This is a genomic window from Mucilaginibacter sp. SG538B, assembly GCF_013376065.1.
GTDB lineage: Bacteria > Bacteroidota > Bacteroidia > Sphingobacteriales > Sphingobacteriaceae > Mucilaginibacter > Mucilaginibacter rubeus.
This window is the reverse complement of the sequence record NZ_JABMJI010000002.1, coordinates 1402222-1418130: the sequence shown is the minus strand read 5'-3', so window position 1 is coordinate 1418130 and position 15909 is coordinate 1402222. Positions and strand designations below refer to the sequence as shown.

Sequence of the window (15909 nt, the reverse complement as noted above, 5' to 3'; positions counted from 1 at the left end):
GTAGATACTAATGAAAATTAAACTTTCCATATTAACGCTGCTGCTGTGTTGCTCAAGCCTGGTTTTTGCACAGGTAAAGTTCACGGCATCGGTAAATAAAACTACCATAGGGACAGGCGAAGTACTTGAAGTTACTTTTTCTATTAATGCCAATGCCGATCGTTTTGCGCCGCCTTCATTTGGTGGTTTCCAGGTGGTTGGCGGCCCCAACGTATCCAATAGCATATCCATGATCAATGGCGTTACCTCGGCAAGCATAGCATACGGGTATGATCTGGTACCAACCAAAGAGGGAGAATTAACCATCGGCCCTGCTACTATTATGGCGGGAGGAAGACCCTACAGCACTTCTCCTATTAAAATAAAAGTAGTAAAAGGCCAGGGTGGGCAGGTCAGTCAACAAGCTCAGCAGCAAGGCAGCAATGGGCCCGATAGCCGCAACATTCAAAAAGGGCGTGTAAGCGATATATCCAAATCATTGTTTTTACGTGCCGAGGTTGATAAAACAACCGCCTACATGGGTCAGCAGATCATGATGAACCTGCGCCTATACACCCGGGTTAATATCGCCAACGGCGAACCGGAAAAAATCCCCGATCTTAATGGTTTTTACAGCCAGGAGATCAAAAACACCAATCCTAACGCCCAATGGCGCACCGAAATTTTAAATGGTGTACGGTACAACGTAACCGATATTAAACAAACCGTTCTGTTTCCCGAGCATGAGGGCAATATCACTATTGAGCCTTCTGTCATGAACTTTATAGTACGGCAGCAGGCCGCTTCATCATCAGGCGACCCCTTCGATGCATTCTTTGGCGGATATGAGGATGTGAAGTACAAGATTAAAAGTGCGCCCGTTGTCATTCACGTGAAACCACTGCCATTAGCAGGCAAGCCTGCCGAATTTACAGGCGCTGTGGGCAAGTTTAATATTGAGGCTTCGCTTGATAAAAATGATGTTAAAGCTAATGATGCCATTAATTACACCATAAAGGTAAGCGGCGCAGGCAACCTGAAGTTGTTGAAACCGATAACGCCAACTTTCCCAGCCGACTTTGAGAAGTATGAGCCCAAGATCACCGATACTATTACCATAAATGCCAGCGGGGCATCAGGTAGCAGAAAATACACTTATCTGCTGATCCCGAGGCACCAGGGCGATTTTACTATCGACCCGGTTAAGTTTGCATACTTTAACCCGGCTACAGGCAGGTACGTTTCATTAAGCACCCCGGCATTTCATGTAAAGGTTGCCAAAGGCAGCAGCGATGGCAGTAACGTTACCGCCTTTTCAAACGCGGGCAAACAGGATGTTAAGGTGCTGAGTAATGATATCCGTTACATAAAAACCGGCAGCGAGCTAAATGAAGTAGGCAGCGATTTTTATGGCTCTGGATTATATTATTTCCTGCTGATCTTGGGTCCGGCAGGTTTCTTAGGCGCTTTGGTTTACGGTAAATGGCGAGATAAAAATAATGCCGACGTGGTTGGTTTAAAAAGTCGCAAAGCAGGTAAAGTGGCAGCCAAACACCTGGCCAGCGCCAAACAGCAACTAAACGATAAAAAGGCTTTTTATGAAAACCTTTTCCGCGGTTTATATGGCTATTTGAGTGATAAACTTAATATTCCTTACGCAGATCTTAACCGTGAAAAGATAGCTTCGGAACTAAAAGCCTGCTCGCTTGATGAAAGCCTCATTAACGAGATGTTGGACACGCTTGACCTTTGCGAAATGGCACGTTATGCACCGGTATCAGGCATTACCGAGCAACAGGTATTTGATAAGGCCCAGAACATGATCAATAACATTGAAAATAAAATATAACATGATGAAGCGCATTATATACTTACTGCTTATCATCGTTATGCCTGTGTACGCATTAGCTAACGATGATGCCAACATCCTGTTAAAAAAAGGAAACGACCAATACACCAAAGGCCAGTATAAGGAAGCCATAACCACCTACCAGAAAATTGTGGACGACGGGCACCAGTCGGCATTAGTTTACTATAATTTGGGCAATGCTTATTTTAAAAATGAGGATGTGCCATCGGCGTTGCTTTACTATGAAAAGGCGCACAAGCTTTCGCCGGGCGATGAGGATATCAATTTCAATATTCAATTTGCCAATCAAAAAACAACAGATAAGGTAGAGGCCGGTACCGAGTTCTTCATTACCAAATGGTGGCACTCGTTTATTCTTCGCTTTTCATTAACAACTTTGGCGGTGATGACGATCCTGTTCTTTATTGCAGGATGTGCATTGCTGACAGTGTACAGGTTCACTAATTCGGTAAGCATTAAAAAATGGTCGTTTTATTCGGCTTTAGTAATCCTGCTTTTCGGTTTTGCAAGCATGTTTGTTGCAAGTCGCCAGGATCAATATTTTGACGCACACCATGGCGCAATCATATTCAGCACGTCTGTTAATGTAAAAAGCGCGCCAACGCCCAACGCTAAAAATCTGTTCCTGATCCATGACGGTACAAAGGTTGAGATACTGGAAAACAACAACGACTGGATAAAGATCAGGCTGGCCAGCGGCAACGAGGGCTGGATCAATGCTTCGGACGCTAAGCAAATATAGTTTTTGAGGAGGTGAAAGGACAAAGGTAAAAGGCGAAAGGTTGCTTTTTAAACTCAATTCTTTCTTTCTTCCACTGGTCGAAGTTTAGCGACAGCGTAACTTCGTCCTCAAATCGTGGAAGCATTCTGCTTCCGTGGATCATCAATCATATTATAACTATTCGGTTAAGCTGAAAGCTTAACCTATTTTAGGTCCAAGTTACGCTATCGCTAAACTTGAACCAGTATTTGTGTATTTGCTTTGGGCTTAAAGCCTTAAGCTTTCGGCTTTATGCTGTGTTTCGCTAACAGCTCCAGTACATCTTCTTCGGTACCGGTAAAAGGTCCTGATGATTCTATTTTAAAACTGGCCATAGCAGCAGCAAACTCGCCGGCCTCCTGGAAATCCTTCCCTTTGGCGCGTTGGTATAAATAGCCTGCCATGTAAGTATCACCGCAACCTGTAGCATCAACTACTTCAACCGGTTTGTAGGCCGGGATCTGATAATAAACACCATCTGTATAAATCACCGAGCCCATACTGCCTAATGTAACCACTACCTCTTTAACGCCCCAGTCATTCAAAACTTTGGCACCTTCATGAATGTCAGTTATACCAGTAAGTACTTCCATTTCATGTTCGTTCACCTTCAGGATATGGATATGTTGCAGAGCGTCACGCTTTTCGGGCCAGTCGATGGCTATTACGTTTTTATCTTCTACCTTACGCAGGTAGCCCTGTGCATCAAGAGAAAGCTTGCCCCGTTGAGCCAAGTTCTTTATAAATTCTACGGAGATATCATCGGCCAGTAAAGGACCTAAATGATAAACGTCGGCCTGGATCTCGTCAAGCTGTTCAATAGTGAAGGGATCCGCTTTTTGTAACACGCGCTGGGTACGGTGATCCTGGTTAACAGAGTAAATATTTTCAAAGTAAACCGTTTCGCCGCCTGTAGTAGCATGTACTTCGATACCTTTGTTACGGAGTTTTTCAACAACCGGCATTTCGCTCAAAGCAAGCGAGGTAACCAGGGTATAATTCACATCCATGTTACGGATGGCGTTTGAAAAGTAAAAAGAAGTACCGCCAGCCATGTGTTTAACCGCTTGCGGTGTTACCACTTTATCTAACGTAATATGCCCTACACAACAAATATCGTACATGAAATTTCCCTATTATGATTTGATACTCAACCCCTATTATTAAAACAAACGGCAAATGTAAAGAAATAGGAAAGGGAGTACAAGAATTGTGGCATATTATAACATCCCCGTTATAATCATTTACTCGCTGTTGAAAGTTGTTGAAGTGTTTTAGCACCCAGCATACCATCCGGAATAAGCTTACAATGTTCCTGAAAAGCCATCACCGCTTTTCTGAATATATCAGATTCTTGCCCGTCTATCGGTCCGGCATAATATCCAAGTGATTTTAACTGCTTTTGCGTTTCGGTTAATAAATCAATCTTTCTATCAGCAGACAGATCGCCCAGCGAGGGTACTTCTCCCGGGTGTTTAATTATTTTGGAAAGCTTAACTCTTAAGCTATCATCATTAACGAGGCCGGTTTGCACTAAAAAGTTCAGGTTTTGCGCAGCTGCCTGTTGATCGCCGTTGGTTTCTATCATTTTTAAAACCAGGTCTGCTTCAAATTTTTGTTTTTCCAGATTTCGATTTGCAACACCCTGTATCCATGCGCCTACTCCGATACCGAGTAAGGCAAATATCGCTGAGAGGATTATCGGTGCATACTGTGATTTAAGCCACTTATTTTCACTCCTTTTCGACTGCTCTTCCTGGTAGTACTTAAAAACTTCAAAGTCAAGCTCTGTTTTTATCTGTGATTTAAACTTGTTAAAACTTTCATCCGGTTGTGTGTCGGCCATAGGTTATTTATTAGCTGTATGATTATAAAATTAGATAATAAAATCTATTTTTTAAACAATCAACTCAGTCGCAAATCTAATAACAAGCTTTTATACTACCCCGCTAAACACATCTACACCTGCCATTTCGGCCAGGTCATCAAAATATACCGATGCGAGATGCTCCCAGCTTAAGCGGCTGCTGTATTGGAGGGCCCCTTCAATAAACTGTTCCCGCAGGCTTTTATTCTTCAGCAATAATTCAATCCGCTCAACATAGCAGCCGGCATTGTATGGCTCACATTTAAAACCATTAATGCCTTGCTCAATAAAATCTTTTGAGCCGCCGCCGGCGGCAATAACGCACGGTACGCCCGATGCCATAGCCTCAAGTACTACGTTACCATAAGCTTCAGATACCGATGGAAACAGGAACAGGGTTGATGACGCGTATAAAACCGAGAGCGTTTTATGATCTACCTTACCGGTAAATACGGCCTTGGGCATCTTCGCTTCACAGGCTTTGCGTGCAATGCCATCGCCTGCAATGATGAAGTTAACTTCGGGATGGCGGTCCTGCATTATGGTATAGATCTCAAACAGGGTCTCCAGGTTTTTCTCCCAAACCAGGCGGCTCGCAAATAAAATAGTTGGATTATCATTTCCTGTTATCGAGTACAAACTTTTTTTATGCCTTGGCGAAAACAGCCGGGTATCTATTCCCCTTTGCCATAGTTTCATGCGATAGGTATCAACTCCCATATCAATCAGCTCATCCTTCATAGTAATTGAAGGCACGTATACCTGATCACATTGATTATAGAAAACCTTATGACTCTCGGCCATCATCTGCTTAACCTTATTGATGAGGAAGGGGGTATGTTTCAGGTAATAATCGATGTAGGAAATAAAATGAGTATGGTATATGCTCATAACAGGCAAGCCTTGCTGGGTAGCATATTTTAACGCAAAATTGCCCAAAAGCGATGGCGTGGCGATGTGTACAACATCTGGCGAAAAATTATCAATCTCTTGCTTCAATTCGCCCATCACCAGGGCAGGTATCGCCATAGTGTAACCGGTATTGATCGGCAAGGTCAAAGCCGGCACTTTTAATGATTCAAAACCGGCTATGCTATCCGGCCCGGCACCGTAAACAAACAGAAACTCAAAAATATTACGGTCAATCCGTTTAATGAGCTGATACATGGTACGTACGGCACCATCGAAATCTTCAATAAGTATCTCGGCGAAAAATGCTACTCTAATCTTTTTCATCTTATTGAGTGATTAGTGGTTATTACCTGGTGTTCACCTTCGCGTATCTTACAGGCTCCGGCCCCGTCATCAGGAACTCTCTTAATTCGGCTAATTTATCTGTGTTGATCAGGTCTACCTCACATTCAAGCAAAGCTTTCCATACTTCTTTATTTTCGGGGGATGCCCACAGGCGTACCCGTTTTTTGTAGTGATGTGCCGTGGCTACATAATCACGAAGCAACTGTCTCTGATCTTCAGGCATCGGACCCTTACCTGTCCAACTGATCAGGAGCGAATATTTGCAGCTGGCAGTTTTATAAACAGTGTTTGAAAGTGTATCGGTATGCACCTGCATCAGGTCTTCATCAATAAAAGCATAGCGTTGCCTTTGTGCTTGAAGCATTTTATAAGGTTTATTGCCGGTTATAACAATTGTTACTTTTCCCTCTATTATTTCGCCATCATTATAACTCGACAGCATAGGCGCATAGCGTTTTAATACTTCCGACAGCTTTGCATAAGTTTTTTCGGCGTCTGATTTAATATCGATCATCAGCGTAACCGGAGAAAGTGGGTATACCACCTCCCTGTTTTTACCCTCGTAACAGTTAAACAATGGCTTTAAATAAAGCTGCTCCAGGGTACGTCTTTTTTGAAAAGCGGGCAGCATATGTGCCACCAGCAATTCGTCATCGCGCAGGTAGATGTCAGCTTCTACGTTTTGAAAACCGTTATCCAGGGCATCGTACAGGGGCCGGTTGTGCCAGTAATCATTATGGGCGAAACCTTTGGAGAGGGGGCTGTTTTGAGCCTGGCAGGTAATGGCTCTGAAGGTAAGAATAACAAAAAACAGAAATTTCAGGTGCTTGTGGCAAAATGCTGCTTGCATCGTAATTTGTATTTGTTGCCACAAATTTATCCTTCAGATATGTACAGGCAGTTATGTCATGGTAAAGTAAAAGCACCAAATGCTTTAATTTATTGTAAATGACTTAACATTTTCATCACATTAAAATATACAAATTGACACCGTTCGATTAAGCTGGAGTCACATTAAATACGCATTTTATAAAGAAGTGTTAATATGCTATGACAAATGGCGAAGAATTGATGCACCGAGCTCCTGCCAGTTACCAGCTTTTTCGGGAAGTGAACAAAGATCTGAGATAAGCATAAATACATCTTCCGCACTTTTGCCTTCCTGCCTTAGATATCTAATCGACGTTGAGCCGGCCGATTTGGATAGCTTTTTACCGTCTTTTTCAAGCAACAGCGGATGATGATAAAATACGATATCATTAAAATCCTGCTTATCCAACACAGCCGCCAACTGGATCTGAGCCAATGTTGACGCCCACAGATCTTCACCCCTCACAATCAGGTCAATGCCATAAAACAGATCGTCAATAACAGAAGTAAGTTGATAAGCCGGGAAACCGTCTTTTTTTTTGACCACAAAATTTTCCATTTCGGCAAGTAGCTGAGTTTGGATAATTTTGCCGGTATAACTTTTCACGAGCAATGTAGCAACGTTATCTGTACGTAAGCGCCAACTCGCTCCAAGGGTATTTAAAGGAATCTGCTTATCTGAGCAGGTACAGCTTCCAATTTCACTCATTTGCTTGCGCGAGCAGGCACAGGCAAATACAAAACCACCTGCGGCTAATTGCTCGAGGGCTTCGTTATACAGATGCATCCGGTGAATTTGTGAAAACCTGGCTTCAAAATCGTCGGCATCCTGCGGTCCTTCATCCCAGGGGATCTCCAAAAATCGTAGCGTATCAAAAATATCAGTCAGGTATTCCCGATTAACCCTTGCCCGGTCGAGGTCATCAATCCTCAATAAAACTTTAGCGCCATGTTTACGCGCCAATGTCGCGGTGATAGAAAAAGACAGCACATTGCCCACATGCAAAAACCCGCTTGGTGTTGGAGCAATGCGGGTTTTATTAAAATGTATCGGGGCACTTGTCAATAGCTTTTAGGATTGATGAATGCTAAGATACAAAAGCTGAAGATTACAGCGATAGTGTGATGAAGATACTTTTTGAGCGACGGCCTGTGCGATTCCCTCCCCTGGGAGGGTGTAGGGAGGGGTTTCGTCGACATACCTATGCGCTTTAATGACGCACAAACCCCTCCCTGCCACTACTCATTCCAACCACACCCCTCCCGGGGGAGGGAATTGAAAATGGAGCGCCTCCTATAAACCATTATGCCAGCAACGTCCCCCCATCAACCACCAAATTCAATCCCGTCCCAAAACTTTGCTTCATAAGATAAACAAAGGCAAGGGCAACATCATCCGCATGGCCAACACGACCAAGCAATAACGTATCTTTTGCCCAATTGTAAAGGCCTTCTTTGTCTTCGGCAGGCAGGCTATCCCAAAGGTTAGTATCAATTACGCCGGGTATTACCGCGTTTACACGTATAGGAGCAAGCTCGACAGCTAATGCCCTTACCAAACCTTCCATAGCACCGCAAATACTGCTGGCTATCGACCAACCGGCAGCCGGTCTTGTTCCCGCCGTGCCACCGGTTAGGTTTACAGAGCCGCCTTTGTTGATGAACGGCACGCCATATTTAACAGCAGCATAAGCTCCCCAGTAGCGCAGATTAAAAAACTTACGCGCAGCCTCGATATCTGTTTGATCGATATTATTCAAATTAAGATTTTCAGCAGCGGTGTAAACCAGGTGATCAAAATTACCGGTCTGCTCAAAAAACGATTTTATATTTTCTTCGTGTGATAGGTCTACCGCGTAGCCCTCAGCATCTTCAGGTAACTGGCTTAAAGCGTTGTTGATCTTGCTTTGATTACCTGAAACTATGACAACTTTAGCACCTTCGTCAGCAGCTGCTTTTGCTGTCGCGAAGCCTATACCTGTACTGCCACCCAATATAATTACCCGTTTGCCCTTTAATGACGATTTACTTTCAATTTGATTGTTCATGATGTTATTCTTTTTTAGACACCACAAATTTCCGCCGTAAAAAATCGGTTCCACTTACCATTTGGTAAAAAGCGATTAGCCTTAAGAATTTATAAATACTAAATTTGAGCTATGACACTTGCAGACCGGATTATCCAATTCAATGAGCAGCTAACCTACACCGGCGATCCTTTACCTGAAGGCATCCGCATTATGAACCCTTTTAAGGAACATCCGCAAACCATGCGTATTGTCGATGAGTTTTACCATAAATATTATAATGATAATCAGCAGCGGCATATCATTTTGGGCATTAACCCCGGCAGGTTTGGCGGTGGCTTAACAGGCATCCCTTTTACGGATCCTAAACGACTGATCTCTGAATGCCACATCAATTACGAAGGCAAAATGTCGCATGAGCCTTCTTCTGTGTTTGTTTATGAGGTGATCAACGCCTTTGGCGGCCCGGAAGCTTTTTATAAACAAATCTATATTAATTCGCCCTGTCCGCTTGGTTTTACAAGTGTTGATGCAAACGGAAAGGAAAAGAACTATAACTATTACGACAGTAAGGAACTAACCAAAGCCGTTTATCAGTTTATGATCGAAAATATCCGCAAGCAGATTGACCTGGGCATTAATACCGAAAAATGCTTTTGTTTTGGTACGGGAAAAAATGAAACATTCCTGCGCAAGCTAAACGATGAATACCATTTCTTTGGCGAGATCATAGCACTTGAACATCCGCGTTTTATTATGCAGTATAAAACGGCAAGCAAGCAATTTTATATTGATAAATATCTTGAAGCTTTTGCAAGTATAGCGGGATAAGTTATCGCCTATTAAACAAAACTTATCAATTCCCCTCTTGAGAGGGGGCGCGAACGAAAGCGCGGTAGCAGGAGTGTGTTTCTGCGGTAGACTTATCAAGCAGAAACACACCCCTCCGCCCCTCTCAAGAGGGGAATCGCTCAATCCCGCACCATTTGTCCCTTATATTAACTATGCAATAAACATCCTCTTGTTTCAGGCTAAAACGCTTATATTGTGTGCTGCAACCAATTAACCTTTAAGCTATGACCCAAAGCAAGTTTTTAGCATTCCTGCTGGTGCTTTTTGTTTTTCCTTTTGTTTCAAAAGGGCAATCAGATGCAAACAATAAACTCATCTCGCCCCGCATCAGGGTGATCATGGATAATGATTTTGGCGGTGATCCGGATGGTTTATTTGCGCTTACTCATCTGGTGCTATCGCCATCGGTTGAAGTTAGGGGGATCATCGGTTCGCACCTGAATGCCAACGATGGGTTCGACAGATCTAAAACCCAGGCGGAGAACGCGGCAAAAAAGGCTGCAGACCTGTTAGCTGTTTTAAAGATTAAAGATCAATTCCCGGTAATAGCAGGCTCTAACACCGCGATGGTAAACGACAGTACCCCGGTAAAAAGTAAAGCTGTCGATCTGATCATTAAAGAAGCATCCCGTACAGACACCTCCTTACCTCTTTACATCCTTTGTGGCGCCGGACTTACCGAAATTGCATCGGCTGTATTAACCGATCCAAAAATTGCCGACAAACTCACACTGGTGTGGATTGGCGGCCTGGAGTACAGCGATCTTGCACTACCCCCACCCAATTACAGCAGCCCCGAATATAACCTCAATATCGATATCAATGCGGCGAGAGCTGTGTTTAACCATTCTCAGCTAAAATTATGGCAGATTCCGAGGGATGGATATCGCCAGGCCATACTTTCCTACTCAGAATTACTGCTTAAAGTAAAGCCGCAAGGCGAAACAGGGAAATATCTGGCTGGCGCACTTGAAAACGTCATGAAGCTCATCCAGCAATATCGTCTTAATTTGGGTGAAACCTATATCATAGGTGATAGTCCGCTGGTGTTGCTTACCGCGCTGCAATCATCCTTTGAAGCCGACCCATCATCAAGTGAATATGTGTTAAAGCCCTGCCCGCTTATTAACGCACAAGGCGGATATGATTACAATGCCCATGGCCGAAATATCCGTGTTTATCGCAGGTTAGATATCAACCTCATGTTTAATGATTTTTTTGCCAAGCTGGAGTTGGCTAAATAAATGCTGCATTTGGCACATTTTTAACCATAAACGGTTTATTTAGTATTACCAAAAGTGCTGTTTTGTAATTATTTTGCATGGTCATAAACCTTTGTTATCATGCTTAAAATAATTGGCAAAAAAACTCAAAATACGCTTCTGCTTACATTACTATTATTTGCGGGGGGTAAAACCCTTGCTCAAACCAATGATACATCGTTACCTAAGCTTATTGAAAAAAATGGCAGGCACGCGTTTTTAGTTGATGGCAAACCATTTTTGATGCTGGGAGGCCAGGCGCATAACTCAAGCGCATGGCCCGCTTTAATGCCAGCGGTATGGAAATCGGCCGGGGTAATGCACCTTAACACGCTTGAAGTACCCATTTACTGGGAACAGATAGAATCCAAGCCCGGGAAGTTTGATTTTACATTGGTAGATACATTGCTTACCCAAGCCCGGCAGCATAACGTTCATTTGGTACTATTATGGTTTGGTACCTGGAAAAACGGCAGTAACCACTACATGCCCGAATGGATGAAACGCGACGCGGAGAAATATCCAAACATAACAGGCAAAACAGGCAAGCCCATTGACTCACCTTCACCTCATTCAAAAGCCACTTTAGATGCTGATATCAAGGCGTTTTCGGCAGTTATGCGTTACTTAAAGCAGGCAGATCAGCAGCATACAGTTATCATGGTACAGGTTGAAAACGAACCCGGCTCATGGGATACCGTCCGCGACTATTCAGCTAAGGCGCAAAAACTGTTTGAAGGCGATGTCCCCGCCCAACTGTTAAAACCAGCTGTACTAAAAGCCCTGAATGTATCGGAACACTCAAAAGGCTCGTGGACCAAAGTTTTTGGCGACAGGGCTGACGAATATTTCCAGGCCTGGTCAATAGCCCGGTTCATCGAACAGGTGGCCGCAGCCGGTAAAGCTGAGTATCCGCTGCCATTATACGTAAACGTGGCGCTCCGTGATCCGCTTACCAATCCGCCGGCAACCCATTATGAAAGCGGGGGCGCGACAGATAACGTAATCCCGATCTGGAAAGTAGCCGCCCCATCAATTAACCTGCTTGCTCCTGATATTTACCTGTCGGGCAGCGAAAGGGTGTTGAAAGTAATTGACCTGTATACCCGCGCAGATAATCCCCTGTTTGTACCCGAAGCTGGCTTAATGGCTGATAATGCCAAATATTTTTATGATGTGTTGGCCCACGGTGGTATTGGCTTTTCACCTTTCGGGATAGATGACAATGGCGATAGTTCAAACGATGATCATTTGGCCGAGCTACTTTCCCCTTTTGCGGATGAATATGCCATGGCAGCACCAATGATGCGTGAACTGGCACAATGGGCATTTGAAAATAAGATCAAAGCCGTTGTTGAACATGAAGATGGCGCGGAGCAAAGCATTAAACTTGGTGCCTGGGATGCCATTGTAAAATTTGGCAGCGGCCGGGGTGGTGAACTTAAACCTAATAAAGACCATAACGGTAAAGCCATGATTGTTAGCCTTAATGAAAATAAATTTATCGCGACTGGAACAAACTGTCGCATCACCTTCCGCCCGGCCGGCAGCAACACCGGTAAGGCATGGCAATACCTTAAGGTTGAAGAAGGCTGGTATGATCAAGGCGTATTTAAATCGCTTCGCATCCTTAATGGTGATGAAACAGACTGGGGAGGGCCTGCAATTGGCGATAAGCCGAGGGTGTTGCAGATCTCGTTGGTGGTGAGGTAAAATTAATTAATGTAGAGACGCATAATTGCGTCTCTCGCAGGCAGGTCACGCATGCAATTTTCAATTAAATGAGGCTCAGTACATTAGAGACGCAATTATGCGTCTCTACACGTTAAACCCTCCTATTTCACCTCATAAACCACCGCCTCATACGGCATCAGCGTGCCATTTTTTGATGGCTTTTGATAATTGCCGATTAAAACCGTTGCATTACCCAAATTCATACCTGTTTGAGCCGGAGCTGTTTTACTTGTAAAATTCAGGAGTACCAGCAGCTTCCTGCCGTTCAACTCCCGGGTGTAGGCATAAGTATCGGGGTTTTGTGCATCGAGCAATGTATATTTTCCGTATACCAGTACCGGGTTATCCTTCCGCAGCTTTACTATCCGCCTGAAATAATTCAACGTGCTATTGGCATCTTTTTCCTGCGCAGCAGCGTTGACACTTTTATAATTGGGATTTACCTTTATCCAGGGTGTACCCGTTGTAAAACCGGCATTGGCCGTGCTGTTCCATTGAAATGGAGTGCGCCCGTTATCACGGCTTTCAAAGGCTATTCGTTTTAAATATGTAGGCAAATCGGCACCAATATTTTTTTGCCGCTGATATTCGTTTAACGTTTGCACGTCACGATAGTCATCAATTGTGCTAAAGCCAGCATTGGTCATGCCCAGTTCGTCGCCATTATAATAGTATGGCGTACCGCGCATAGTCATCAAAAATGTAGTGAGCATTTTTGATGATACAGCCCTGAACTCCGGACTATCATTGCCGAACCTGCTTACCAGCCGGGCCTGGTCATGATTGGCTAAGAATATTGATAACCACCCCTTTGATGCAAAGGCACTATCCCATTTGGTAAATACCTGTTTTAAGTGAACTACGCTATAGCCTTCGGGTTTGGCAATATCCACACCTTCAAATGCGTAAGCCATGTTCAATTCATTTCTGTCGGCATCAACTAAATTATGGCCGTCTTCAAAAGTATTGCCTGCACCTTCGGCTACACTCATTACGTTATATTTACTGAGCACTTCTCTGTTCATTTCCTGCAGGTATCCGTGCAAATTGCCCTGTACGCCGTAATATTGGGTAAAGTTTTTTTCAAACCCTTTCGGAAAGGCCGGAAAGGTAGTATCCTTTGCAGCAAATTGGAAGGCATCCAGCCGGAAACCGTCAATCCCCTTATCAGCCCAAAACTTCATTATGCCGTATACTTCATTCCTCAGTTTTGGATTTTCCCAGTTAAGGTCGGGCTGCTTGCGCGAAAAATAATGCAGGTAATAGGCATTGGTAAGCGAATCATAACGCCAGGCATCGTGGTTTACGTCAAATAAACTGTAGCGATAAGCGGGTTTGCCCTTTTCGGCGTTCCACCAGTGATAATATTCCCGGTACGGATTTTTGCGCGAGCTCCTGCTTTGTTTAAACCATTCGTGCTCATCGCTGCTGTGATTTACTACCAGGTCCATCACCAGTTTTATGCCGCGGGAATGCATGCCTTTCAGCAAAACATCAAAATCATCCATGGTTCCAAAATCCTTCATGATGTTGCGGTAATCGCTTACATCATAGCCATTATCGTCATTAGGCGAGCTGTAAATTGGGTTAAGCCAAACAACATCAACACCGAGGCTTTTGATATAATCAAGTTTGGAGATAATGCCTTTCAGGTCACCAATACCGTCTCCATCGTTGTCCTTAAAGCTTCGGGGATAAACCTGGTAAACTACGGCTTCCTTCCACCATTTGCGGTCAATAGTGTCTGCTCTGCCTTGATTGTTTTGCGCGGCCCCTGAAATGGCAACAAACATAAAAACAATGAAGGCCACAAAACGAATGTAAGGTACGTTCATGATTATAATTGGTTAAGCTTTAGCAGGACGAAACAGACTTTCTGTGGTTTATAACAATAGAATATTAAGATAGCAATATTTAAGCGAAACAAAAAATAATGCAACTAAATCCGTCGGCTTAGCGCCCGTACAAATTTGAAGTTCAAACATTATGCACATTTCGGGGTTTAGAAATGAGCTAACACCAATCACAATTAAACAGTCAGTAAATTGAATTTTTAATATTTATATCCGTTAGCGTGCATCACAAACCACCACATAAAATTTCTACCCTGCTTTTAAAAACAGTTTTATTCATACTATTTACAGGCATATCGGTACATGCTTTCGGCCAGGTACCTGTACCTGCCGATTCGGTAAAAGCCGATTCATTGCGCATTAAAGAAAAAGTAGTAAAACCGGCCAAACCGACCGATACTTTATATAAACAATATGACTTTGGCGATCTGGTGCGTAACATACTTCACCCCGGCCGACCGGCTGCACCTCCTAATAAAAAGGCATCGGGAATTACCATCATACCCAATGTGGCATCCAATCCCACTATCGGCTCACAAATTGGGATCAAGGCTGTAGCCGGAAAAAAATTAGGGAACGATCCAAATACCCTGCTTTCGGTTGCTGCCACATCGGCTTCTATTACTACCAAGGGGATCATCTATTTTTATATCAACCATAACATATATACACCGGGTAATAAATGGAATTTTCAGGGCAGTTTGGTTGCAGCCAAAACAGTTTCGCCCGATTACGGCTTGGGAATTGGCCAGGCATCAAGCGGCAGCGAAGCCGACCAGGTGTTGGCCAATCCCGGGCGTAAAGGCAGGGCATTGCATTCGCAATTTTATAATATCCGCGAGAAGGTATACAAAGAGATAGATAAGGGATTATTTTTAGGCGCGGGCGCTTCTTTTGATATCAGGCGAAAAATTGAGGATACCAAATCAACAACTGATCTTACCCCATACAATATCTATAGCGACCGTCATGGATTTGCCCGCGACCATTATGCTGCTAACGGCTTGCTTTTTAACTTACAATACACTACCCGCGACAATCAAAACCGGGCCTACAGAGGGATTTACGTCGATGCCGGCTTCCGCATTAATCAAAGCTGGATGGGGAGCTCCAAAAATGCGGTACAGTTCACTACAGATTTCAGGAAGTATTTCAGCCTGTCAGAAACTAACCCCGAACATGTTGTTGCCTTCTGGAACTGGGGCTCATACCTTATCAGCGGTAACATCCCCTATCTCGAGCTGCCAGGCACCGGCAAAGATCCGGGCTTCCGGAGCGGCAGGGGTTATGTAGTACAATATTTTAAGGGTACGCAATACAACTACTCGGAAGTAGAATACCGTTTCCCGATACTGCGGAATAAATTTTTAAGCGGCGTGGCATTTGCCAACCTGCAAACAACCAATGATGAATCGGGCACCAAAATATTCCAGGTATGGCAACCGGGTTATGGCGGCGGTTTGCGGGTACTATTTAATAAAGCAACCCGTACCAATCTTTGTCTTGACTATGCCTTTGGTCGGTATGGTTCAAAGGGGTTCTTTTTGGGCTTGAATGAAGCATTTTAAAACGGCCTCT

General features: G+C 43.9%; 13 protein-coding genes. 6 read left to right on the top strand and 7 right to left on the bottom strand.

Annotated elements, in window-relative coordinates; all coding sequences use genetic code 11:
• Positions 1 to 10 precede the first annotated feature (10 nt).
• Together FHW88_RS15685 and FHW88_RS15680 are read left to right on the top strand one after the other, a co-directional pair.
• The gene (locus FHW88_RS15685) at positions 11 to 1828 is read left to right on the top strand and encodes a BatD family protein (protein WP_176626642.1); all 1818 of its coding nucleotides are present in this window, start codon (positions 11 to 13) and stop codon (positions 1826 to 1828) included.
• A 1-nt stretch (position 1829) separates the two neighbouring features.
• Complete coding sequence (locus FHW88_RS15680) at positions 1830 to 2591, top strand: tetratricopeptide repeat protein (protein WP_255485338.1); 762 nt, start codon at positions 1830 to 1832, stop codon at positions 2589 to 2591.
• Positions 2592 to 2845: 254 nt separating this feature from the next.
• On the opposite strand, the gene FHW88_RS15675 is transcribed toward FHW88_RS15680, so the two are convergent.
• From FHW88_RS15675 to FHW88_RS15650, 6 genes are all read right to left on the bottom strand, one after another.
• The gene (locus tag FHW88_RS15675) at positions 2846 to 3733 is read right to left on the bottom strand and encodes a PfkB family carbohydrate kinase (RefSeq protein WP_176626640.1); all 888 of its coding nucleotides are present in this window, start codon (positions 3731 to 3733) and stop codon (positions 2846 to 2848) included.
• A 116-nt stretch (positions 3734 to 3849) separates the two neighbouring features.
• The gene (locus FHW88_RS15670) at positions 3850 to 4455 is read right to left on the bottom strand and encodes a peptidoglycan-binding domain-containing protein (protein WP_176626638.1); all 606 of its coding nucleotides are present in this window, start codon (positions 4453 to 4455) and stop codon (positions 3850 to 3852) included.
• A gap of 90 nt (positions 4456 to 4545) precedes the next feature.
• Entirely contained in the window at positions 4546 to 5712 is a 1167-nt protein-coding gene (locus FHW88_RS15665) for a glycosyltransferase family 4 protein (protein WP_176626636.1), read from the bottom strand.
• Positions 5713 to 5734: 22 nt separating this feature from the next.
• Positions 5735 to 6583 (bottom strand): phosphatidylinositol-specific phospholipase C/glycerophosphodiester phosphodiesterase family protein, encoded by an 849-nt coding sequence (locus FHW88_RS15660; RefSeq protein ID WP_176626634.1) that lies wholly within the window; start codon positions 6581 to 6583, stop codon positions 5735 to 5737.
• 198 nt (positions 6584 to 6781) lie between these two features.
• Entirely contained in the window at positions 6782 to 7669 is an 888-nt protein-coding gene (locus tag FHW88_RS15655; protein WP_176626632.1) for a glutamate--tRNA ligase family protein, read from the bottom strand.
• A gap of 238 nt (positions 7670 to 7907) precedes the next feature.
• Complete coding sequence (locus FHW88_RS15650; protein ID WP_176626630.1) at positions 7908 to 8651, bottom strand: SDR family oxidoreductase; 744 nt, start codon at positions 8649 to 8651, stop codon at positions 7908 to 7910.
• A 111-nt stretch (positions 8652 to 8762) separates the two neighbouring features.
• Here FHW88_RS15650 and FHW88_RS15645 point away from each other — a divergent pair, with 111 nt between their 5' ends.
• The 3 genes from FHW88_RS15645 (at position 8763) to FHW88_RS15635 (ending at position 12457) form a co-directional block, all read left to right on the top strand.
• Positions 8763 to 9461 (top strand): SMUG2 DNA glycosylase family protein, encoded by a 699-nt coding sequence (locus FHW88_RS15645; RefSeq protein WP_090533767.1) that lies wholly within the window; start codon positions 8763 to 8765, stop codon positions 9459 to 9461.
• A gap of 245 nt (positions 9462 to 9706) precedes the next feature.
• Entirely contained in the window at positions 9707 to 10726 is a 1020-nt protein-coding gene (locus tag FHW88_RS15640) for a nucleoside hydrolase (RefSeq protein ID WP_176626628.1), read from the top strand.
• Between the two features lie 99 nt (positions 10727 to 10825).
• The gene (locus FHW88_RS15635; protein ID WP_176626626.1) at positions 10826 to 12457 is read left to right on the top strand and encodes a DUF5597 domain-containing protein; all 1632 of its coding nucleotides are present in this window, start codon (positions 10826 to 10828) and stop codon (positions 12455 to 12457) included.
• Between the two features lie 122 nt (positions 12458 to 12579).
• Here the strand turns inward: FHW88_RS15635 and FHW88_RS15630 are convergent, their stop codons facing one another.
• A complete protein-coding gene (locus tag FHW88_RS15630; protein WP_218117204.1) occupies positions 12580 to 14313 on the bottom strand; it encodes a glycoside hydrolase family 13 protein in 1734 nt (577 codons plus the stop codon).
• Between the two features lie 239 nt (positions 14314 to 14552).
• Between FHW88_RS15630 and FHW88_RS15625 the strand changes: the two genes are divergently transcribed.
• The gene (locus FHW88_RS15625) at positions 14553 to 15899 is read left to right on the top strand and encodes a BamA/TamA family outer membrane protein (protein WP_229701714.1); all 1347 of its coding nucleotides are present in this window, start codon (positions 14553 to 14555) and stop codon (positions 15897 to 15899) included.
• Positions 15900 to 15909: the final 10 nt, after the last annotated feature.